Below are 21,661 nucleotides of genomic sequence, written 5' to 3'. Positions count from 1 at the left end.
TGGACAGCTTACCACCGAAAACAACGTTTGAATGGAAAGATGGCGCACCAAATACAGCCGTAGGACAACCAGGCGAAGTATCCGGAACAGTGATCGTTCGTTACCCAGATGGCACAAGCGAAGAAGTTCCAGTGAAGCTGACTGTCCGTCAAATAAATGCTAAAGGCACTCCAGAAACACAACCAGAAGCACCAGACTTCACAGGAGGTGTAAACGCACCGGATGCACCAATAAGTGAAGTGCCAGAATACACAGACCCAATTGGATCGACTGGAGTAGATGAAAATGGAAACCTCATCATACCACCAAGTGTAGATATTCCTGAGTTTATGGGTGGAACAAGTACACCGGATGCACCAACTCATGAGTTCTCAGAGTTTAATGGGAACATTGCTATAAATGGTGAACTTCCAGAACCAGCTCAATTACCAAAAGTTAAACTGATTATTACTAAATGGGTTGATGAAAACGGTAATGAGTTGAAACCAGCAGATGCGAAAACTCCTAAAGTATTAGGTGAGGAAAATGAAGCATTTGAACATGGTGAAATCGAAGGTTATGAATTTGTAAGAACTGAAGTAGATGAAAATGGAGAAGTAGTTACACATATCTTTAGAAAAGTTGCCTCTTCAGGAGTAACTCAAACAAATGATAATGTGAAACCTGAACAGACTCCAGATGCTCTTCATGTTCCTACAAATGAAACACATGCTCAACCAGAAAAAGATGAAGTGAAACAGAAAGAAACTCAAACAACCTTGCCGAAAACTGGTACGGCAAATAGTTTAGGACTCTTATCTGTAGCAACAAGTTCAATTCTTTTTGGATTAGGCTTCTTCATTTTAAGTAAAAAAGAAGACGAAGAATGATCTTTGACGAAGTTAATGAATACAAGAATGTAAAATATATTCGGTGAATAGAAATATCCCCTAACGGTCAGTAATTGTTAGGGGATGTTGTATTATTAATTTTATTGTATTTTTTTTCTCAAACTACATAAGCTCCGAAAACTAAAAAGTGATAACCCTTTGATAACTTCTTAATTTTTAAAAGGGTTATATATGTAAAAATTGAGGATTTATCTCTCGAAAGTACTTGATTTTAGTGATAATTTACCATAAATATCATGATGTAGAAAAAACCAGGTCTTAAGAAAGCTCGTAAAGCTAGCCAGTTCTCAAAACGTTAAGAACCAGCTACAATACAGCATTTACAACACTTCATGGTTCACACCATGGGGTGTTTTTTTGATGATTTTTAGTAAAATTCACACCATTACTTTTTAAGATTGCGATAAGCAATCTCTCCAACAGCCATTGGAATGACATTTGAAGTGTTGACATAAGTCTTAGTTACTTCTTTATCACTGTGAGTTAAAGCTTCTGAAATAGCTTCGAGTGAGAGTCCTGCTTGTTTTGCAAGTGTCGTTCCTGTATGTTGCAGTTTATGAGGTGTAACATGTGCTAGTTCTTTATATCGCTTTCTGATATTTTTCATTTTATTGTTTAGATAGTCAGCATGTAAAGGCTTGTTGATGTTTCCTTTTGTGTCGATATATGTAAAAACAAATTGTTCTGGATTACTGATGATGCCAAACTTTGCTAGTTCATATCTTTGTTGTTTTTTCCAAGAGGAAAGAACCTGAAGTAAGTCATTAGAAAAAGAGAAAATAGGATAGAATAAACTCTATTTCAGGAGAAAATGAAGCAAATATTTCCATAATAAAACGCATATGATCAAGGTTGTTCAGTAAAAGCTTGATAGTATACGTTTTATCCTAGAAATATTTACTGGATTTTCTTTTCAAACTGACTTTTTAAGAAGTTGCCTTATCAACAATTTTAAAGAAATTTTTGGAGCTATGTTGGACTGAAAGATATTGTGCTGATGATAATCTAAAAAATTATCATTTAACTTATCTTTGGAAAAACTGTAGAATTTCAAAAATTACTACAAATCTTGAATTTTACTTATCATTTCAATGATTTAAATTGCTTACATTTTATTTTGATATGTTTTACGGTAATCTCCAGGAGAAAGTCCAGTCCTTTGTTTAAAAATTTTAGTAAAGTAAGAATAATTATCATACCCTACTTGACAAGATACTTGTGATATCGAGATATTGGTTTGAGATAGGAGAGATTTAGCAGCATTAATGCGCTTATCCGTTATATATTTAACAAGAGTTTCTCCAGTTTCTTTTTTAAAAATTCTAGCTAAATGATCTGCACTGAGGTAAACCATATCTGCTAATATAGAACGATTTATATCCTCATAGTAGTGATGATCTATGTATTCGACAATGCGTTGAATACTATTTTTCTGGTTTTCAATGTTTGTTGCAAATTTCTTAGCATGTGACCAGTAATAATCAAAGTAATCCTGAAAAGATTCAATTGAATGAAAGCGTCGTTGGAATAAGAAATCATGAGTGCTGTTTTGGAACAATTTATGTGCCGAAATTCCTTTTTGATCTAGATATATTCCTATTTGTTGAGTCCAATCTAGTAAAATTTGTTGTAGCGTGAAAGTAGGGATTTGAGAATTATAGACGAGTGAATTAATTTTTTCTCTTAATTCATATTCGCTTAAGCTATCTAAAAACGCAATTGAAAGAGTTTCTGTTTTGAAAGAAGTTGGAAAACTATGTGGAACACATGTAATAGTATCCCAATAAGAAACATATTGTTCATTATAAGTGTAGAGTTCTTTAGTATGAAATAAAACATCGGATATTTTATGGCAACTCTTATATATAATGTTGGAGCATTTACTAAAGTTATTAGAAATTTGAGAATGAATCTCATATGCCAATTTGTCACTACGTTTGGATGAGTCTACTCTAAAGAGACAAACATATTGATCAACCTGGCTTTCCATCTTGAACAAACTTATCAGTTTATAAGAAGGTTGTGAAATTCTTTGAAGTTCTCTTTTTAGTTGAGAAGTCCATGATGGAGTTTCTGCAGAATAATCTTCTTCATTAAGATTGATTGTTAAAACTGCAAGAAAAAAATACTGGTGTTTTTGAAGAATAAAATCTTGTTTGCTCGCTATGTTTTCTAGCTCATCAATGCGAGAAATTTGAGGTTTTCTAAGGTAATCATACCAGAAATTATCTTCTATTTGTAAAAGCGAATCATTTTTTCCATTTAAGTTATGATTCTCAATTTTACTAATGGCTTTTTGAATAATAAATTCTAATTTTTCAAAGTTAATGGGTTTTAGATAGTATTCGAAGCTTTGCAATTCAATTGCTTTTTGAGCATAGTTGAAGTCGGCGTAATTGGTTAAAAAAATTGTTTTTATATCATATTTTTCATTTCTAATCCAAGATAAGAGTTCGAGGCCGCTGCCTTGAGGCATTTCTATATCGCTTATCATAAGATCAATAGGATGCTCTCTAATAATATTTTGAGCTTGAGTGAGGCTATAGGCAACATAAACAATGTCAATGTGTAGTTTATCCCAATTTATTTTCTCTCGTAAAGCCTCAATGATAAAGCGATCGTCATCAACTAATAAAATGTTCATTATAACCTCCGTCTATAATCTTGTATGGAATGAGTAAAAGAATTTTAGCCCCACCTTCTTCATTATTTTTAAATGTAATAGTATAGTCGTTGGGATAGAGAAGATTTAAACGTTCGATGGTGTTTGTGATCCCGATATGATGTCCATCTTCTGTTATTAGAGACTGTTTCTGATTTAGTTTTGATAAAATTTCTTCAGAGAAACCTGGACCATTATCCTCGATACAAATCTGAATATAATCTGAGTTCTCAGTTTTTACTTTTTTTATCGATAGCAAAATTGTAAATAAATCCTGAAATGAAAAACCGTGTTTGATTGTGTTTTCAATAAATGTTTGTAACAGTAACGATGGAACAAGAGTATTTTGTAGGTCATCATTGTAGTCTAGTGAAAAGTAGATGCTATTTCCATATCGAATTCGTTGTATTTCTAAATAATCTCTAATATGCTGAACTTCATCTTTAAGTTCTGAAAAATCTTGATTAGCCATAAATAAATGACGGAGATAATTTGAAGTTAGGATAGTTAACTCTTCAATTTCCTTATAGTTTTTTGTTTGAAGCATACTATGAATCATTGATAACATATTTAAGTAGAAATGCGGACGAATTTGGTTCTTAAGATAATTAAGTTCTATCTTCTTAAGTTCTAGTTGTGAATGGTATTCCCGTATTTTTAATTCTTGCATGTCAAATATTACTTTATTAAGTTTATCATTTGCCTTATCAATTTCTAGTATACCTTCAGATATAAAAAATTCAGAAGGGGGGATGGAGCCCCCAAATTGAGAGAGCCGTTCAGTGAGTCTTGTTATAGGTTTAATCATCCACTGACGAATATACAGGATAATGATGATTGATAAAATTGTGATAATGATAGGAACGGCTGATAAAAATACTTCTAAGAGTGTGATATTTCTAAAGACTTCGGCATAATCGACTAAAACATAAATATCGAAGGGTAAATGCGTTTTTTCATTTTGGGCATGAATTAGGTAATTAGCGGACGGTATATTGTTAGGCTCTTTTAGGGAGAGTTTGCCATTATTACCAATATTAAGTTTATTGAGAGGTTTTAGGATATCTTCTGAAGATATGACGGCATAAATGATTTTTCCTTCGTAATGAACAGATTTAACTAAGTATTCGCTGTTTTTAGTAGTTACATTTTTCCATTTACGGTCACTTATATCACTACGCAATGATTTTAGATTTGATTTTAACAGTAGATAATCTTCATATGGAATATAAAGATTGGAGACATTTATAAAATGATCAGTACTATCGGTTTCTAATAAGAATGTCATATGAGTTTCATTTTGATATTCAAACTCTGTAAAGCTAGTTTGAACTTTTTTAAGATTTTCTTGATACTCAAGAAACGTTTGTACATGATTTAATTTCTCTAAAGATTCATTATGCGTTATTGTTGAGTACATAAAGCGTTCTACAGAATGCAATTTCTCATTAACAGAATCAGCATAAATTTCAATTGAACTACGTAGGTGTACTATATTTTGGTTTTTAATAAAATTTCTGGTTATGTTACTCATAGCAATATTGATTAAAATATTTATCAATAGTAGTACAAGTAGGAGTTTAAAGAAAAAATGAATGGAATGTTTTTTTGATAAGTCGTGATTTAATTTCATATACTATTCTCCTCTTAAAATTATAGCACTTTGAAAATACGATATCATGTAACAAAACAGATATGTTTTATCAAGATGTCGGAAAAGTAATAGTTTTTAAAATTAAAAAACTGAAAAATTGATAAACCTAGTCCAAAAAGTTCTATTAAGGGAATTCTATATGGTGTAAAATAATCGTAGAAAATCAGATGGGAGGAAAAACATGAAAGTAGCATCTCAACTTCATAAAATAAAATTAAAGCATAGTATTCCGTTATATATATTACTTTTTCCTTCAATATTGCTATTAATTTTATTTTCCTATATTCCCATGTTGGGACTAATTATTGCATTTAAAGACTATTCACCAGCCAATGGTATCTTTGCTAGTCAGTGGGTAGGATTTAAGTACTTTACTCAATTTTTCTCATCATTCCAATTCGGGACAACTATGTTCAATACATTAAAAATTTCACTTTATAGTATTGTAGTAGGATTCCCCTTACCTATTATACTAGCTATCATTAGTAATCAGTTAAGAGTTGGGAAATTTAGAAAAATATTTCAAGTGACAACTTACTTACCCCATTTTATCTCTACAATGGTTATGTGTGGGATGATTATATTATTTTTATCTCCTACTAGTGGTTTGTTAGCGAATGTATTTAAGTCTGTTGGAATTACTATTCCAGATTTTTTATCAAAACCTAGTAATTTTGCAGGTGTTTATGTTTGGAGTGATGTATGGCAACATATTGGTTGGGATAGTATTATTTATCTAGCAGCGCTTTCTGCAATTGATCCTACATATTATGAGGCTGCAACTATGGATGGTGCCTCTAGATTACAAAAAATTCGGCATATAGAATTACCATTACTTTTGCCGACTGCTATGATTTTACTAATATTAAGAGCAGGTAGTTTATTAAGTGTAGGGTTTGAGAAAGTGTTACTATTACAGAATCCTCTTAATTTAGCAGGAAGTGAGATAATTTCGACCTATGTTTATAAAGTTGGTATGGTGAACTTTCAGTATAGTTATTCGACAGCTATAGGGTTATTTAACACCGTAGTCAATCTAATAATTTTGTTATCTGTTAACTGGTTCTCAAAAAGATATACTAGAACGGGTCTTTTTTAAAGGAAGGAGTGCTTAAAGTGAGATGGTTTCATAAATCAAGAAAAACAAACTCTGAATTATTATTTGATATAGTTACCTATGGTTTAGCAATTTTCCTTATCTTGTTAATTGTTTATCCGTTATGGTTTGTAGTGATTGCATCTTTTAGCAATCCTTCAGATGTTGCAAATGGGAAGGTATGGTTTATTCCTAGAGAATGGAAATTAGATGGATATTTACGTCTTATTCAACAACCTTTATTTTTGCGTAGCTATCTAAATACCATTTTATATACTGTTGTTGGTACCTTAGTTGCTTTAGTAGTCAATATTCCAGCTGGTTATGCTTTATCTAGAAAAGAATTAGTTGGTAGAAAGTGGATGAGCATTCTATACATTATTCCTATGTTTGTATCAGGTGGCTTGATTCCTACCTACTTAACAGTAAAGAATGTTGGCCTAATTGATACATTTTGGGTAATGGTAATACCTTTTGCGGTTTCATCATACAATATTATTGTTGCTAGAACTTTCTTTAATAATAGTATTCCAGACGGGATGTGGGAGGCTGCGCAAATTGATGGATGTGGTACAATTCGTTATTTTATTAAGATAGTCGTTCCTTTATCAAAAGCTATTATAGCAGTTATTGGACTTTGGACTGCAGTTGGTATTTGGAATTCGTGGTTTAATGCTTTAATTTATTTAACGAATGAAAATTTACAACCATTGCAATTAATTTTACGACGTTTACTAATTAGTAATCAAATGTTACAATCGCAAGCAACAGGAGAAGTTGCATCAGATCTTCGTATCAAAGCCGATATGATGAAATATGCAGCAATTGTTATTTCAACCGCTCCGATAATGTTGCTATATCCCTTTGTTCAAAAATATTTTAATCAAGGCGTAATGATTGGCGCGTTGAAAGAATAGGAGAAAAACATGAAAAATAAATCATTTACATATTTGTTCTTAGGAACAGTTACACTTGCTGGCTTAACAGCCTGTGCAAATTCTAATAATGCGAATAAGGATGATAAGTCTGGAGAAGATTCTTATAAAATCACAACTGTTCGTTGGTCTGACTGGGGGGAAGATTATCATAAAGGTTTTCTAACTGATTCTGCCAAAGAATCAGGTATCGATGTTAAATGGGATACACTTGTAGCTGCAGATTGGGCAGATAAGAAATCTGTGTTGGTTGCTAGTGGAGATTTACCAGATGCATTTTTAGGTTCAAATGCTTTTACAGATTCAGAAATTGCTCAGAACCAATCTTTATTTATTCCATTGGAAGATTTAATCAAAGAAAACATGCCAAATTTAACTAAGGCTATGGAGAAAGAACCTAAGATTAAAGCTATGATTACTTCACCAGATGGTCATATCTACAGTCTACCTAAAAAATTACCGATGCGTCCTACTGTAGCTAATCAGCTATTTATTAATAAAAAGTGGCTGGATAATTTAGGATTAAAGGTTCCAGAAACTTATGATGATTTAGTAAAAGTACTACAAGAATTTAAGGATAAAGATGCGAATGGAAATGGAGACGCTTCTGATGAAATTCCATTCGGAGCAGGAAACTTTGATCCAACATTCTCATATATTCTTCCGTTCAATAATCGTTTAGGTGCAGATAATACATATGAAATGTCTGTAAAAGATGGAAAACCAGTCTACCTTCGTACAGAAGAAAGTTATAAACAAGGGATTGCAGCAATGCACGAATCTTATAAAAAAGGTTTGATTGATCCGGAAATCTTTACAGAAGATACCTCTATGAGTGTAGCAAAACGTATGGATAAGGGAGTATCTAGAGTAGGTGTTTCTAGTGGTTGGACAGCAGATGCAACGTTTGGCTTACATTCAAGTGAATATATTGCTCTACCTGCTTTAAAAGGTATGGATGGAAAACAATATGTCTTTTCTGACCCAGATCATTACAACTATGGTCGCAATGAAATTTTGATTACAAATAAGAGTAAGAACCCTGCTAAATTATTGAAATGGTTGGATAAATTATACACAGATGAAGCAAGTATTCAGAATTTCTATGGATCATTTGGAATAGCTACTGAAAAGAATGGCGATAAGTTTAAAGTGTTACCTCCTAAAGATGGTAAATCAGCTGATGAATGGGCATGGATTAATTCACTTCGAGATTTTGGTCCTAAATACGTAAGCGATGATATCAATAGTCGCGTAGAAATCGATCAAACACAAGGTGATGGATTGAAATTGAAGATGGACCAAGATTTGAAACAATTTGCGTTACCAGCTTACCCTAATGTGATTTATTCACAAGAAGAACTTAACAAATTATCATCAATCTATGTGAGTATTGAATCTTATGTCAAACAACAAGCATCTAAATGGGTAGTTGAAGGTGGCATAGAAAAAGAATGGGACTCATACAAAGAAACTCTTAAGAATATGGGATTGGACGAATTTATGAAGATTCAACAGGAAGCATATAATCGTTACCAAAAAGAAGTCAGAGAGTAATACTTTATATGAACTCTTGGTTGTATAAACAAGGGACTAGCTAATTACAGGAAGCGAGACTGATAACATCAAATTATCTCGCTTCCTTTATTCTAATTTTTAAAGAAATTTGGAAATGTTTTTTTAATAATTTAGGTAATATTTTTGTGCAACTGACATTCTAAAATATAGAGTTAAGACGATTGATTTTATGGAGATATCTATTATGCAAAAATTATTTTCATTAGATGGAAAAGTAGTTAGAATTTTAACTTTTCTGACAGATTTAATTATTTTAAATACTCTATTTATTGTTAGTTGTATTCCAATAGTTACAATTGGGGCATCACTAACTTCTCTTACGACAATGTGGTATCGTATTTTAAAAGGTAAAGATACCGATATTACTTATCATTATTTTCGGATCTTTAGACGAAATTTTAAACAATCAACTTTTATTTGGTTGTTTATCCTCCTAATAGAATTACTTTTATATGTGAACTATTGTCTTTGGGGCTATTCAAATTTATTTTCAGAGTATAGTTTATTATTAGTGTTGCCCTTTTTATTTGTTATAATACTTTTTATGAGTGTTGTTTTTCCCTATATTGGTCTATTTAAAGATAATCTAAAAAATAGTATTGTAAATAGCGTATTAATTTGTATTTTAAATCCAATACAAGCTATCATGTTGGTTTTATTTAATATTTCTGTACTGTATATGAGTTTCAGTAGTCCAGAACGGGTTTTAACAGCTATTTACGTATTTACATTTGGGGGATTTGCTTTTTGCGGATTGATGAATGTAATGATAACGAATAAAATGTTTGATAAAGTAAAGCAATTTACTAAAAGGAGGGAAACAAATTGAAAATTTTTAAGGGAGAGTTTTATCGAATCTCTGTATTAACAGACAAGCTAGTAAGGTTAGAATACTCTAAAACTGGAAGTTTTGAGGATAGAACGACACAACTTATCTATAATAGAGATTTTGGTCAAGTTTCGTTAGATTATATCGAGACATCAAACGTACTAGATATTATGACGGACTATTTTCATTTGCACTTTAATAAAGGAGAATTTAACGCCGAAAATTTATTTATAGAATTAAAAGGAAATTTTGCCGTATATGGTAGTCGCTGGTATTTTGGTGAATCTATTGAAACGTTAAAAGGAACAGCTCGGACTCTTGATGAGGCAGATGGAGCAATCCCATTAGAAGATGGAATTATTAGTCGAAGTGGTATTGCCTTATTGGATGATTCTCAAGGATTTATTTGGGATGAACAGTCTGGTTATATTGAGAGAGAAAATCAAATTGACCTGTATTTCTTTGCCTATGGGCATGATTATAGAGGAGCAATCAGAGACTTTTACCATTTGACTGGCTCAACACCCTTGTTACCAAGATATGCTTTAGGTAATTGGTGGAGTAGGTATTGGCCTTATACGTCAGATGAATACTTGAATTTAATAGACAGATTTAAAACAGAGAAAATTCCATTATCTATCGGTGTTTTAGATATGGATTGGCATATAACTGACATTCCAGCCCGTTTTGGAAGTGGCTGGACAGGATATAGCTGGAATAAAAACTTAATACCTAATCCAGAACAGTTATTGCAACAACTTCATGATAGAAAGTTAAAACTCTCCTTAAATGTCCATCCTGCTGATGGTATACGGGCTTATGAAGAAGCTTATCCTCGAGTTGCCAAACGATTGGGGTTAAATGTAGAACTAGAAGAACCTGCTATTTTTGATTTTTTTAATCCGTCTTTTAGGGAAGCTTACTTTAAAGATGTTCATTATGAGCTAGAAAAGCAGGGAGTAGATTTTTGGTGGATTGACTGGCAACAAGGGACACAAGGCATGTTGGATCCACTATGGCTTTTAAACCATTATCATTATCAGGATAGTTGTAAAAATGCAGAAGGTGGTTTGATTTTATCAAGATATGCAGGGCCGGGTAGTCACCGCTACCCTGTTGGTTTTTCAGGAGATACTATTATTAGTTGGAATTCCTTAAGATTTCAACCTTATTTTACAGCGACAGCATCTAATATCGGTTATAGTTGGTGGAGTCATGATATCGGTGGACACATGCTAGGGGATTATGACGAAGAGCTACAAACCAGATGGCTACAGTTTGGCGTTTTTAGTCCGATTACTCGCTTACATAGTTCTAGAAGTCCCTTTAATAGTAAAGAACCTTGGTTTTTTTCAGAAACAACATCTAAGATTATGAAGAAATACCTTCGTTTGAGACATCAGATGATTCCCTATCTATATACTATGAATGTAAAGACACACGAGGAAGGTGCCCCATTAATCAGCCCAATGTATTATTTCTACCCAGAGAATGATGAGAGCTATAATGTTCCAAATCAATACTTTTTTGGAACAGAACTGATGGTGGCTCCCATTGTAGAAAAGATGGATTTGGCATTCCAATCTGCAAAAGTGGATGTATGGTTCCCTGAAGGTGAATGGTATGACTTCTTTTCAGAGAAAAAGTACACAGGTGGTGTGAAGTTAAGTGTTTATAGAGACATTTCGACGATACCTGTGTTTGCAAAAAGTGGTGCAATCATTCCTTTGGTTGGTTCCGAGATAGATATGGGTGTTGATTTACCTGAAATTGTAGATTGGTATGTATTCCCAGGCAAACAACATTCTTTTGAAATGATTGAAGATCAAAATGGTCAAAGATATAAAACAAGATTATCAATCAACTGGGAAATGGGGATGGTAGAGTTAACATTACAAGGAGATTCTAGTATCGTTCCAAGTAATAGAAGGCATAGAATTCATTTTAAAGGAACGAATGTGTCTATAATTGAATTGCCAAATAAGAATGATACAGCTAGATTTGAATGTAAAGATCATAAAAGGACATCCCTAAATGACGAAGTTTTTAGACTACTAAAGACTGCTTCTCTTCCATATGAATTAAAAGATAGATTGTTAAATCAATTCATCAATGCCAAAAATTCTCATGAGTTAATGAATATCTTGCATCATCAGGATAAGGAATTGAGAGGGCGTTTGTTGGAAATGATATTTACTAGCGAAAACTAATTGAGACATTTCGTACACAATTTCAATTATTTAATGTGTAATGGTTTTACATCTCTATGCTTATTGGCTTGTATTTTAGTAATTACAAGTTTGGCATAGGGATGTTTTTGTTTACTGAAGAGGAAAGGATAAGTATGTTTCAAGGTTTGGAACATTTTTAAACTAAACAAGAGCAAATTTTTAAAGGTGATTTTTCAAAGTAACTTCCACTTTTTATTATGATTTATGTGCCGATTTTTGCATGGTTGTGGGGGAAAATGGGTAAAAAGCAACCGTCCTCTTCTAAGAAATTTGCTTACGGTTTATTAGCAGCAGGTTTATCCTTCTTGTGGATGATGTTACCAGGGATGCTCTTTGGGACAGATGTTAAGGTCAGTCCTTTCTGGTTGATTATGAGTTGGGCTATTGTGATTGTGGGGGAAATGCTGATTTCGCCTATTGGTCTATCAGTCACTACTAAGCTAGCACCAAAATCCTTCCAAGCACAAATGATGTCTATCTGGTTCTTGAGTAACGCTGCTGCCCAAGCTATCAATGCTCAAATTGTAAAATTTTATACAAGCGAAACTGAAGTGGCTTACTATGGAATTGTTGGAGGAATTACGATTGTATTCGGTATTATCTTACTCTTCTACGTTCCACGTATTGAAAAACTAATGTCCGGTATCAAATAGAGAAAAACTGGAATTTCTGTAGGAATTTTAAAAGTTAGATCAATTATTTATTCAAAGGATTTAGTTCTGTATTGTACAGGGCTCAGTCCTTTTAGTTTGATTAATACTCTTCGAAAATCAAATTCAAACCGCGTCAACGTCGCCTTGCCGTACTCAAGTACAGCCTGCGGCTAGTTTCCTAGTTTGCTCTTTGATTTTCATTGAGTATAAAACTCACGATGTTTCTGCTTTTCCTAGTGGACATTTGTCTACTTTTTTTATATAATAAAACTAAACCGTATTGGTTGAGTTTTAAAAATCTGAATTCAAGCATCGATTAGTCTTTCTAAGGGAGATAATGTCCATTAAAGTATTATAATAGGAGGTGAAGTATGTATCAGCCGGAAAAACTCAAGTCTCGTAGGAAAGAGTTAAAATTAACACAGAAGGAAATTGCAGAGCAACTTGGGATTAGCTTCCAGGCTTACTCGGCTTGGGAACGTGGAATTAAGGAACCGTCCAAGGAGAAAGTTACTCAGCTAGAGAAGATTTTAAAAGTCGCAAAAGGCTATTTCACCCAGATCGAGATTGTCCGTCTCTACCATAGCCTCTCCAAGCAAGGGAAGGAGAAGGTTGTTCTCTATGCACGCAATCTGGCTCAAGAGGAACAGGCTCAGAAAGTGACAATCATGCCAGAGCGTCTCTACGAGTACCGTGTCTACGAACGCATGTCAGCGGGGATTGGAGCTTCAGTCTACGATGATCAGAATTTTGATACGGTTTACTTTAATGAGGAGTTGGCCCATGATTTTGCATCCTGGGTATCTGGAGACTCCATGGAACCTAAATATCAAAATGGTTCAGTAGCACTGATTCGAGAGACAGGATTTGACTATGACGGGGCGGTTTATGCAGTGGTTTGCAACAACCAGACCTATATCAAACGGGTCTATAGGGAGGAAGCTGGCCTGCGTCTGGTCTCTATCAATCCTAAATACAAGGATATTTTCATCTCCTATGAAGAAGATCCTCGGATTGTGGGGATTATTGTTGGGAACTTTGTGCCGATGGAGGGCTAGTCAATGGGCTACTTTGATTATTCCAGAGAGCCCAAAAGTGACATTGCCTTTGTCGATATGAAATCTTTTTATGCCAGTGTCGAGTGTGTGAAAAGGGGCTTACATCCGCTGAAAACCTCGCTTTGTGTCATGAGTCGCGCGGATAATTCAACTGGTCTTATTCTAGCCTCCTCTCCCCTGTTTAAGAAGATTTTTGGCAAGTCAAATGTTGGCCGGGCCTATGATTTGCCTTTTGATATCAAGACCCGCAAATTTTCCTACTATAATGCCAGAAAGCAGGGATTGCCTACAGATTCAGACTATGTCCGCTACATTGAGGATTGGGCTCAAGTGACCTTGATTGTGCCACCTAGGATGGATGAGTACATCGCAGTCAATATGGAAATTCAGCGAATCTTTCAAAACTATGGCAGTCCAGAGGATATTTATCCTTACTCTATCGATGAGGGCTTTATTGACCTGACTAGTTCGCTCAACTATTTCATCCCAGATAAGAGTCTCTCTCGCAAAGACAAGCTGGATATGCTTTCTGCTCGTATTCAGAGGGATATTTGGAGGCAGACAGGGATTTACTCTACAGTGGGGATGTCCAATGCCAATCCCTTACTGGCCAAGTTGGCTCTGGATAATGAGGCCAAGCACACTCCGACCATGAGGGCCAACTGGTCTTACCAGGATGTGGAAGAGAAGGTCTGGTCCATTCCCAAGATGACGGATTTTTGGGGGATTGGCAGGCGGATGGAGAAACGCTTGCATGCTCTGGGGATTTTTTCCATCAAGGAATTGGCAATCAGCAATCCAGACCAGCTAAAGAAAGCTCTGGGTCAGGCTGGCTTGCGTTTGTGGTTTCATGCTAACGGGATTGATGAGAGCAATGTTCATAAGCCCTATAAAGCCAAATCCAAGGGCCTGGGGAATTCTCAAATCTTGCCGAGAGACTACGTGAAGCTACGGGATATTGAAATTATTCTCCGAGAAATGGCTGAGCAAGTGGCTAATAGACTGAGAAGAGCGGGCAAGAAAACAACCCTTGTCTCTATCTATGTCGGTTTCTCTAAACAGGAAATTAGGCCGTCTATTCACACACAAATGAAGGTCGAACCGACCAATAATACAGCTGTCTTAACGGATTATGTTTTGAAGCTATTTCATAACAAATACACTTCAGGAGCGGTCAGAAGTGTCGGAGTTAACTATTCAGGCTTTGTAGACGAGTCCTTTGGATTGATTTCCCTCTTTGATGATGTTGACAAGTTAGAAAAAGAAGAAAGGCTCCAGACGGCCATTGACTCCATTCGGGAACAATTTGGTTTCACTTCCCTTTTAAGAGCAAATGCACTGGAAGAAGCCTCTAGGAGTCTTGCTAGAAGCAAGCTGATTGGGGGACATTCTGCTGGAGGATTAGATGGATTAAAATGATTGATCGTTCTTATTTACCCTTTCAATCCGCGCGAGATTATCAAGATCCAGGGATGCAGAAGTGGATGGGGTTTTATCTCTCAGAACACACCAGTTCGCTCAGTGAAGCAAAAAACTGTGTTGATTTTTCGATAGATTTGGACCCAGCTGAGAAACTACATTTACTTTCTCAGCTTTATATTAGCCAGCTAAAGGGATTCTTTGTGGTTAAGGAAAAGAGGCAGAAGGCGACTATCATCGGTGAGGTGAGAGAGTTATCACATCAGACTCTATCTATTAGGACAAACGAGGGATATAGGTTGATAGAGCTTGAAGATATCCTCGAAATTCGACTGTGGGAGGAGGGAGTTTATGACTAGAAAAGAGCTGTATGAAAACAAACTGCAGATGGATTACTTTTCAGATAACTATATTCGTTTTGAAGAGGATTTTCAAAAATACTCTGCCATGAACGTACCCTTGACTTTCTTGATTGATGACATCCTACGAACCATGGCGATGAATCAGAAAAACTACTTTGTCTTAAACAAGGAAAATGCCAAGGATGGGCGGGAGCATCGTTTTTATTTTAGGGTGGTAACGGAAAAAGCGTGTCCCAGAAATAGGACCTATACATACTCAGGAGTCAAGAATAGCAGTCAGTAGCGCCTTGTCTGCTATGAATGTATCATTTTTACAACACTTCATGGTTCATATCATGGGGTGTTTTTCTATTTAAGTCAAAGCCCATCAAAAAATCTCACTATTCATCAGGCTAAAGGAAACCTAATCATAGTGAGATTGTGAATTATAGTAGGTTTTGTATCGCCTCTTCAATTTGTTTTGGGTCTGTTTTGGAAGAGAAGCGTTCAAAGACCTGCCCATCACGACCAATGAGAAACTTAGCGAAATTCCATTCGACTCGTTTTCCCAGTGGGCCAGATTTTTGTTCTTTCAACCAAACATAGAGAGGATCTGCTTCCTTACCGTTGACCTTGATCTTGGCAAAACGTGGGAAGGTGGTCTGATAATGTAGGCTACAGAAGGTGTTGATTTCCTCTGCGCTGCCTGGTGCTTGTCCCATAAACTGATTGCAAGGGAAATCCAAGATTTCAAACCCCTGATCTTGATAGTGATCATAGAGTTCTTGCAGCCCTTTGTACTGGGGGGTTAACCCACATCCGGTAGCAGTGTTGACAATCAAGAGAACTTTACCACGATAGGCATTTAGTGAAGTTTCTTGCTTGTCTTGGTTCAAGACTGAAAAATCGTATAGTGAAGTCATTGCTTGCTTTTCTCCTTCTGTTTGGTATTTTTAGGAGGTTTCTCCTCCTGTAGGGATAGAAATCCGTAGGTCAGAGTTCCAAAAATGCTACCGATAATCAGGCCATACATTAGGAAAGGACCACTTTTATCGAATTGCATGAGCAACTTCCCAAAATCTGAAAAGGACATCTGCTGAACGAAGACTTTATGAAAGATGAGTAAGGTAAAGAAGCCGATCTGAATACCGATAAACACAATCCAGCTTCGGAATTTGATTTGGGCTTTGCTGTAGGTCTTGAGGATGATTTCTGATTTGTCATCCTTTTCAAGATGAAGCTCTTGGACGGCTCTTTGGGTTTTTAAAGTAATGAAAAAAATGAGTCCAGAGTAAACATAGGGCATAGCATAGCGAACCACTTCTATGAAGCGTCCAAATAACAGATAAAACAAGAAGAGAAAGAAGGAAGAATAAACGATTTGAACCATAGAACGGGCACAAGCCTTGTAGATAATCTCTTGTCGGCATTCATCAAAAGGGCCCTGAATGTGAAAGAGATTTCGAAGTAGGCGAGTGGTTAAGTCTTCTTTTTTCATGCTAGTAACCTCCTAAATGAGTGGTTTTTGATTGACTTCTTTAACGAGTTGATAGAAAGTATAGAAGTAAATCAAGCTAAAAATGATACAGGTTGTTATAAATACTAGGTATCTCCAATCTGCAGGACGCCTTAAAAGTTGTGGGAAGGATACGAGAATAAAACAGAGAGATACGTTTAGAAGGCGTATTTTTTTGGATTGGATTTTCTGAAGTATTTGTCCCTTGTTCAGCAAAGGAAGAAATAAAAGGAAAATGATCAAGAAAGGACGCGTAATATGTCCAGAAAACAGGACGAAGGTAATAAAGATGCTGACAAAAATATGACTGAATAGTAAAGTTACTAGTGATTTCATAGGGCACCTCCTAATCCTCATCTTGCTCTTTTTTAGTTTTTGCAATGCGACGGGAGATGAGGAACTGTATGCTCGCTCCGAAGAAAATAGAACCGAGAATGCTTGATACACCATTTCTTATAGTTAGGAGAGAATGAAAATAGTCCTGACCTTCACCTATGAGTATACTGAGAAGAGGAGTTATAAAAAACATCCATAGACCAAAGAACAAACCTGCTTTCAGACCAGGGTAATGTAGTTGCTTACTTTCTTTCTCACTCAGCATATCTGGATCAATAGTTGTAATCCCTGTTTTTTGCATTTGGTAGGTGAGATAGCTAGCAGCGATGAGGGCAATCACTAAAATCAGAGGAGGATAGACCAGAGCCACTAGTTGAGGAAATTTATAGGCTAGAAGGAGTGGAATAAGATTTCCGAAAATCATCAGATAAAAGAGGATGATAAAGACTTGGTTACCGATACGATCGGCCTCGCGCCGTTTGTATTCGTCAAGGGGCTCAGAAATGCCGTATGTGCGTTTGATGAGTTTTTCAGTGAAGGTTTCTTTTTTCATGAGTTGGCTCCTTTTTTAAAAATTATCCTCCCAAAAGAGACTGTTGAGGTCAGTTTGGAGGCTGCGGGCGAGATTGAGACAGAGTTCCAGGGTTGGATTGTACTTGTCGTTCTCAATCATATTGATGGTTTGTCTCGAGACACCGATATCCTTGGCTAGTTCGAGCTGGGAAATACCCAATTCCTTGCGAAATTCTTTCACACGATTCATCTGGACTCCTTTCTGAATTGTGTCGTATATATTTGACTATATTATATTCTTCTATAGAGCGGATGTCAAGCATATTTGACATATTTCTTAAAGAAATCTTACTTTTTTTGACCTATTTGTCTGACTAGTGCAAGCTAGTCGGATTTGTGGTAAAATAGATAAGATATGACAAAAGAATTTCATCATGTAACGGTCTTACTCCACGAAACGATTGATATGCTCGACGTAAAGCCTGACGGTATCTACGTTGATGCGACTTTGGGTGGAGCGGGCCATAGCGAATATTTATTAAGTAAATTGAGTGAAAAAGGCCATCTCTATGCCTTTGACCAGGACCAGAATGCCATTGACAATGCGCAAAAACGCTTGGCACCCTATATCGAAAAAGGGATGGTGACTTTTATAAAGGATAACTTCCGTCATTTACAGGCACGTTTGCGCGAAGCTGGTGTTCAGGAAATTGATGGAATTTGTTATGACTTGGGAGTATCTAGTCCTCAATTGGATCAGCGTGAGCGTGGTTTTTCTTATAAAAAGGATGCACCACTAGACATGCGCATGAATCAGGATGCTAGTCTGACAGCCTATGAAGTGGTGAACCACTATGACTATCATGACTTGGTTCGTATTTTCTTCAAGTATGGCGAGGACAAATTCTCTAAACAGATAGCGCGTAAGATTGAACAGGTACGTGAAGTCAAGCCAATCGAGACAACGACTGAGCTGGCAGAAATTATCAAGTCAGCCAAGCCTGCCAAGGAACTCAAGAAGAAGGGGCATCCTGCCAAGCAGATTTTCCAGGCTATTCGAATTGAAGTTAATGATGAACTGGGAGCGGCAGATGAGTCCATCCAGCAGGCCATGGACATGTTGGCTCTGGATGGTAGAATTTCAGTGATTACCTTTCATTCCTTAGAAGACCGCTTGACCAAGCAGTTGTTTAAGGAGGCTTCAACAGTGGAAGTCCCCAAAGGCTTGCCTTTCATCCCAGATGATCTCAAGCCCAAGATGGAATTGGTATCCCGTAAGCCAATCTTGCCAAGCGCAGAAGAATTAGAAGCCAATAACCGCTCGCACTCAGCCAAGTTGCGCGTGGCCAGAAAAATTCACAAGTAAGAGGAAAAAATGGTAGATAAGAAAGAAACAACCAGTCAATTCTTGCAGAATCGTATAAAAAAATTCTCACGTGTGGAGAAGGCTTTTTATCTTTCCATCGCTTTTACGGCTCTCGTTTTAGCAGTGAGCATTATCTTTATGCAGACACGACTCTTGCAAGTGCAAAGTGATTTGACAAAAATCAATGCGCAGATAGAGGAGAAGAAGACAGAGCTCGATGATGCTAAGCAGGAAGTGAATGAATTGATTCGTTCAGAGCGCTTGAAAGAAATTGCAGATAAAAAAGATTTAAAATTGAATAACGAGAATATTCGATCAGCGGAGTAAGATATGAAGTGGACAAAAAGAATAACCCGATTTGCGATTAGAAACCGTAAATCTCCAGCAGAAAACCGTAAAATAGTGGGGAAGTACATCAGCTTGTTAGCTGTCGTACTTTTCGCTGTCTTTTTGGTCAATTTTGCTGTTATTATCGGAAGTGGTAGTAAATTTGGAACGGATCTAGTCAAAGAGGCTAAGAAAGTTCACCAAATAACCCGTACAGTCCCTGCCAAACGTGGGACTATTTATGACCGAAATGGAGTCCCAATTGCTGAGGATGCAACCTCCTATAATGTCTATGCGGTTATTGATGAGAACTATAAGTCAGCAACGGGTAAGATTCTTTACGTAGAAAAAACACAATTTAACAAGGTTGCAGAGGTCTTTCATAAGTATCTGGACATGGAAGAATCCTATGTAAGAGAGCAACTCTCGCAACCTAATCTCAAGCAAGTTTCCTTTGGAGCAAAGGGCAATGGGATTACCTATGCCAATATGATGTCTATCAAAAAAGAGTTGGAAACTGCAGAGGTCAAGGGGATTGATTTTACAACCAGTCCCAATCGTAGTTACCCAAACGGACAATTTGCTTCTAGTTTTATCGGACTAGCTCAGCTCCATGAAAATGAAGATGGCAGCAAGAGCTTGCTGGGAACCTCTGGAATGGAGAGTTCCTTGAACAGTATTCTTGCAGGGACAGACGGCATTATTACCTATGAAAAGGATCGTCTGGGAAATATTGTCCCCGGAACGGAACAAGTTTCCCAACAAACTGTGGATGGCAAGGATGTTTATACAACATTGTCTAGTCCGCTCCAATCTTTCATGGAAACTCAGATGGATGCCTTTCTAGAAAAAGTAAAAGGTAAGTACATGACCGCGACCTTGGTCAGTGCAAAGACCGGTGAAATCCTCGCTACCACCCAACGACCTACCTTTAATGCAGATACTAAAGAAGGAATCACTGAGGACTTTGTTTGGCGTGATATTCTTTATCAAAGTAACTATGAACCAGGATCAGCCATGAAGGTTATGACGTTAGCTTCTTCTATTGATAATAATACCTTCCCAAGTGGAGAATACTTCAATAGCAGTGAATTCAAAATAGCGGATGCGACGACTCGAGATTGGGATGTTAATGATGGTTTGACTACTGGTGGGATGATGACTTTCTTACAAGGTTTCGCTCACTCCAGTAATGTTGGAATGAGTCTACTTGAACAAAAAATGGGAGATACTACTTGGTTGGATTATCTAAACCGCTTTAAATTTGGGGTTCCAACTCGCTTTGGCTTGACAGATGAATACGCTGGTCAACTTCCAGCTGATAATATTGTTAGTATTGCTCAAAGCTCATTTGGGCAAGGAATTTCAGTGACACAAACACAAATGCTTCGTGCCTTTACAGCCATTGCTAATGATGGAGTTATGCTGGAGCCAAAATTTATAAGTGCTATTTATGATACTAACAATCAGTCTGTACGTAAGTCACAAAAAGAAATAGTAGGAAATCCTGTTTCCAAAGAGGCAGCAAGCACAACTCGAAATCACATGATCTTAGTTGGGACGGACCCTCTATATGGAACTATGTATAATCACTACACAGGAAAGCCAATTATAACAGTTCCAGGTCAAAATGTAGCCCTCAAGTCTGGTACGGCTCAAATCGCAGACGAGAAAAATGGAGGCTACTTGGTTGGTTCTACCAACTACATTTTCTCAGTTGTGGCTATGAACCCTGCTGAAAATCCTGATTTTATCTTGTATGTAACGGTTCAACAGCCTGAACATTATTCAGGTATCCAATTGGGAGAATTTGCCAACCCAATCTTGGAGCGGGCTTCAGCTATGAAAGAATCTCTCAATCTTCAATCTCCAGCCAAGAATTTAGATAAAGTTACGACAGAATCTTCTTATGCAATGCCTAGCATCAAGGATATTTCACCTGGTGAGTTGGCGGAAGCCTTACGCCGAAATATTGTGCAACCAATCGTTGTAGGTACTGGAACAAAGATTAAAGAATCATCTGTAGAAGAAGGGACCAATCTTGCACCAAACCAACAAGTTATCCTTTTATCGGATAAGGTAGAAGAAATTCCAGACATGTATGGCTGGAAAAAAGAGACTGCTGAGGCCTTTGCTAAATGGTTGGATATCGAGCTGGAATTTGAAGGTTCAGGTTCCGTCGTTCAGAAGCAGGATGTTCGGACTAATACAGTTATCAAAAACATTAAAAAAATTAAATTAACTTTAGGAGACTAAT

Annotated in this window: 20 protein-coding genes and 2 pseudogenes; 14 read left to right on the top strand and 8 right to left on the bottom strand. The window is 36.4% G+C overall.

The window, feature by feature from the left end; translation table 11 throughout:
- On the top strand, nucleotides 1-869 hold an 869-nt coding region (locus MK480_RS08745), incomplete at its 5' end, for an SIALI-17 repeat-containing surface protein (RefSeq protein WP_268707540.1).
- Nucleotides 870-1,275: 406 nt separating this feature from the next.
- Here the strand turns inward: MK480_RS08745 and MK480_RS08740 are convergent.
- The 3 genes and pseudogenes from MK480_RS08740 to MK480_RS08730 all read right to left on the bottom strand — a co-directional run.
- A pseudogene (locus MK480_RS08740) lies at nucleotides 1,276-1,641 on the bottom strand (tyrosine-type recombinase/integrase); the annotation flags it as partial.
- A 354-nt stretch (nucleotides 1,642-1,995) separates the two neighbouring features.
- Nucleotides 1,996-3,534, bottom strand: coding sequence for a response regulator transcription factor (locus MK480_RS08735; RefSeq protein WP_268707539.1), 1,539 nt, complete (start codon nucleotides 3,532-3,534; stop codon nucleotides 1,996-1,998).
- Nucleotides 3,515-5,185 carry a sensor histidine kinase gene (locus MK480_RS08730; protein WP_268707538.1) on the bottom strand — a complete coding sequence of 557 codons (1,671 nt, stop codon included), beginning with the start codon at nucleotides 5,183-5,185 and terminating at the stop codon, nucleotides 3,515-3,517. Before MK480_RS08730 ends, MK480_RS08735 begins: the two co-directional genes overlap by 20 nt.
- 202 nt (nucleotides 5,186-5,387) lie before the next feature.
- Between MK480_RS08730 and MK480_RS08725 the strand changes: the two genes are divergently transcribed.
- The 10 genes and pseudogenes from MK480_RS08725 (at nucleotide 5,388) to MK480_RS08680 (ending at nucleotide 15,650) form a co-directional block, all read left to right on the top strand.
- The gene (locus tag MK480_RS08725) at nucleotides 5,388-6,305 is read left to right on the top strand and encodes an ABC transporter permease (RefSeq protein WP_049531682.1); all 918 of its coding nucleotides are present in this window, start codon (nucleotides 5,388-5,390) and stop codon (nucleotides 6,303-6,305) included.
- A gap of 17 nt (nucleotides 6,306-6,322) precedes the next feature.
- On the top strand, nucleotides 6,323-7,219 hold the full coding sequence (locus tag MK480_RS08720; protein WP_001267167.1) for a carbohydrate ABC transporter permease: 897 nt from the start codon (nucleotides 6,323-6,325) through the stop codon (nucleotides 7,217-7,219).
- A 9-nt stretch (nucleotides 7,220-7,228) separates the two neighbouring features.
- A complete protein-coding gene (locus tag MK480_RS08715; RefSeq protein WP_268707537.1) occupies nucleotides 7,229-8,794 on the top strand; it encodes a type 2 periplasmic-binding domain-containing protein in 1,566 nt (521 codons plus the stop codon).
- A gap of 205 nt (nucleotides 8,795-8,999) precedes the next feature.
- Entirely contained in the window at nucleotides 9,000-9,644 is a 645-nt protein-coding gene (locus MK480_RS08710; RefSeq protein WP_268707536.1) for a YesL family protein, read from the top strand.
- On the top strand, nucleotides 9,641-11,854 hold the full coding sequence (locus tag MK480_RS08705; protein WP_268707535.1) for a glycoside hydrolase family 31 protein: 2,214 nt from the start codon (nucleotides 9,641-9,643) through the stop codon (nucleotides 11,852-11,854). Before MK480_RS08710 ends, MK480_RS08705 begins: the two co-directional genes overlap by 4 nt.
- A 206-nt stretch (nucleotides 11,855-12,060) precedes the next feature.
- Nucleotides 12,061-12,528, top strand: a pseudogene (locus tag MK480_RS08700) (POT-type proton-dependent oligopeptide transporter); the annotation flags it as partial.
- Nucleotides 12,529-12,899: 371 nt separating this feature from the next.
- A complete protein-coding gene (locus MK480_RS08695; RefSeq protein ID WP_268707534.1) occupies nucleotides 12,900-13,586 on the top strand; it encodes a LexA family transcriptional regulator in 687 nt (228 codons plus the stop codon).
- Between the two features lie 3 nt (nucleotides 13,587-13,589).
- Nucleotides 13,590-15,005 carry a Y-family DNA polymerase gene (locus tag MK480_RS08690; protein WP_268707533.1) on the top strand — a complete coding sequence of 472 codons (1,416 nt, stop codon included), beginning with the start codon at nucleotides 13,590-13,592 and terminating at the stop codon, nucleotides 15,003-15,005.
- Nucleotides 15,002-15,364: a hypothetical protein gene (locus tag MK480_RS08685; protein ID WP_125443795.1), complete on the top strand. Its 363-nt coding sequence runs from the start codon at nucleotides 15,002-15,004 to the stop codon at nucleotides 15,362-15,364. The genes MK480_RS08690 and MK480_RS08685 overlap by 4 nt, the downstream gene beginning before the upstream one ends.
- Complete coding sequence (locus tag MK480_RS08680) at nucleotides 15,357-15,650, top strand: DUF5960 family protein (RefSeq protein ID WP_125443794.1); 294 nt, start codon at nucleotides 15,357-15,359, stop codon at nucleotides 15,648-15,650. Before MK480_RS08685 ends, MK480_RS08680 begins: the two co-directional genes overlap by 8 nt.
- A gap of 142 nt (nucleotides 15,651-15,792) precedes the next feature.
- Here the strand turns inward: MK480_RS08680 and MK480_RS08675 are convergent, their stop codons facing one another.
- Genes MK480_RS08675 through MK480_RS08655 form a run of 5 tightly spaced genes read right to left on the bottom strand, consistent with a single transcriptional unit; the run spans nucleotide 15,793 to nucleotide 17,961 of the window.
- Nucleotides 15,793-16,269: a glutathione peroxidase gene (locus tag MK480_RS08675; protein WP_045612268.1), complete on the bottom strand. Its 477-nt coding sequence runs from the start codon at nucleotides 16,267-16,269 to the stop codon at nucleotides 15,793-15,795.
- Nucleotides 16,266-16,844, bottom strand: coding sequence for a DUF3278 domain-containing protein (locus MK480_RS08670; protein WP_000711244.1), 579 nt, complete (start codon nucleotides 16,842-16,844; stop codon nucleotides 16,266-16,268). Before MK480_RS08670 ends, MK480_RS08675 begins: the two co-directional genes overlap by 4 nt.
- Before the next feature lie 12 nt (nucleotides 16,845-16,856).
- A complete protein-coding gene (locus MK480_RS08665) occupies nucleotides 16,857-17,198 on the bottom strand; it encodes a hypothetical protein (protein WP_060627545.1) in 342 nt (113 codons plus the stop codon).
- A gap of 10 nt (nucleotides 17,199-17,208) precedes the next feature.
- Nucleotides 17,209-17,751, bottom strand: coding sequence for a DUF3278 domain-containing protein (locus MK480_RS08660; protein WP_268707532.1), 543 nt, complete (start codon nucleotides 17,749-17,751; stop codon nucleotides 17,209-17,211).
- Nucleotides 17,752-17,766: 15 nt separating this feature from the next.
- The gene (locus MK480_RS08655) at nucleotides 17,767-17,961 is read right to left on the bottom strand and encodes a helix-turn-helix transcriptional regulator (protein WP_001082471.1); all 195 of its coding nucleotides are present in this window, start codon (nucleotides 17,959-17,961) and stop codon (nucleotides 17,767-17,769) included.
- 165 nt (nucleotides 17,962-18,126) lie between these two features.
- Between MK480_RS08655 and rsmH the strand changes: the two genes are divergently transcribed.
- The 3 genes from rsmH to pbp2x are packed head-to-tail and all read left to right on the top strand — an operon-like array spanning nucleotide 18,127 to nucleotide 21,660.
- Nucleotides 18,127-19,077, top strand: a complete 951-nt coding sequence (gene rsmH / locus MK480_RS08650; protein WP_054362533.1) for a 16S rRNA (cytosine(1402)-N(4))-methyltransferase RsmH — start codon at nucleotides 18,127-18,129, stop codon at nucleotides 19,075-19,077.
- Between the two features lie 9 nt (nucleotides 19,078-19,086).
- Entirely contained in the window at nucleotides 19,087-19,404 is a 318-nt protein-coding gene (ftsL, locus tag MK480_RS08645; protein ID WP_000227823.1) for a cell division protein FtsL, read from the top strand.
- A gap of 3 nt (nucleotides 19,405-19,407) precedes the next feature.
- Nucleotides 19,408-21,660, top strand: coding sequence for a penicillin-binding protein PBP2X (gene pbp2x, locus MK480_RS08640; protein ID WP_268707531.1), 2,253 nt, complete (start codon nucleotides 19,408-19,410; stop codon nucleotides 21,658-21,660).
- Nucleotide 21,661 lies beyond the last annotated feature (1 nt).

Origin of the sequence: Streptococcus mitis, from assembly GCF_026782895.1 — a bacterium.
In the GTDB taxonomy this organism is placed as follows: domain Bacteria; phylum Bacillota; class Bacilli; order Lactobacillales; family Streptococcaceae; genus Streptococcus; species Streptococcus mitis_CB.
Note: the sequence above shows the minus strand (reverse complement) of the source record. Positions and strands in the feature narration are given on the sequence as shown.

Excerpts from the sequence above, each read along its gene's own strand:
- MK480_RS08735 (WP_268707539.1), bottom strand. The coding sequence starts at position 3,534 with ATGAACATTTTATTAGTTGATGACGATCGCTTTATCATTGAGGCTTTA.
- MK480_RS08730 (WP_268707538.1), bottom strand. The coding sequence starts at position 5,185 with ATGAAATTAAATCACGACTTATCAAAAAAACATTCCATTCATTTTTTC.
- MK480_RS08725 (WP_049531682.1), top strand. The coding sequence starts at position 5,388 with ATGAAAGTAGCATCTCAACTTCATAAAATAAAATTAAAGCATAGTATT.
- MK480_RS08715 (WP_268707537.1), top strand. The coding sequence starts at position 7,229 with ATGAAAAATAAATCATTTACATATTTGTTCTTAGGAACAGTTACACTT.
- MK480_RS08710 (WP_268707536.1), top strand. The coding sequence starts at position 9,000 with ATGCAAAAATTATTTTCATTAGATGGAAAAGTAGTTAGAATTTTAACT.
- MK480_RS08695 (WP_268707534.1), top strand. The coding sequence starts at position 12,900 with ATGTATCAGCCGGAAAAACTCAAGTCTCGTAGGAAAGAGTTAAAATTA.
- MK480_RS08690 (WP_268707533.1), top strand. The coding sequence starts at position 13,590 with ATGGGCTACTTTGATTATTCCAGAGAGCCCAAAAGTGACATTGCCTTT.
- MK480_RS08685 (WP_125443795.1), top strand. The coding sequence starts at position 15,002 with ATGATTGATCGTTCTTATTTACCCTTTCAATCCGCGCGAGATTATCAA.
- MK480_RS08680 (WP_125443794.1), top strand. The coding sequence starts at position 15,357 with ATGACTAGAAAAGAGCTGTATGAAAACAAACTGCAGATGGATTACTTT.
- MK480_RS08675 (WP_045612268.1), bottom strand. The coding sequence starts at position 16,269 with ATGACTTCACTATACGATTTTTCAGTCTTGAACCAAGACAAGCAAGAA.
- MK480_RS08670 (WP_000711244.1), bottom strand. The coding sequence starts at position 16,844 with ATGAAAAAAGAAGACTTAACCACTCGCCTACTTCGAAATCTCTTTCAC.
- MK480_RS08665 (WP_060627545.1), bottom strand. The coding sequence starts at position 17,198 with ATGAAATCACTAGTAACTTTACTATTCAGTCATATTTTTGTCAGCATC.
- MK480_RS08660 (WP_268707532.1), bottom strand. The coding sequence starts at position 17,751 with ATGAAAAAAGAAACCTTCACTGAAAAACTCATCAAACGCACATACGGC.
- MK480_RS08655 (WP_001082471.1), bottom strand. The coding sequence starts at position 17,961 with ATGAATCGTGTGAAAGAATTTCGCAAGGAATTGGGTATTTCCCAGCTC.
- rsmH (WP_054362533.1), top strand. The coding sequence starts at position 18,127 with ATGACAAAAGAATTTCATCATGTAACGGTCTTACTCCACGAAACGATT.
- ftsL (WP_000227823.1), top strand. The coding sequence starts at position 19,087 with ATGGTAGATAAGAAAGAAACAACCAGTCAATTCTTGCAGAATCGTATA.
- pbp2x (WP_268707531.1), top strand. The coding sequence starts at position 19,408 with ATGAAGTGGACAAAAAGAATAACCCGATTTGCGATTAGAAACCGTAAA.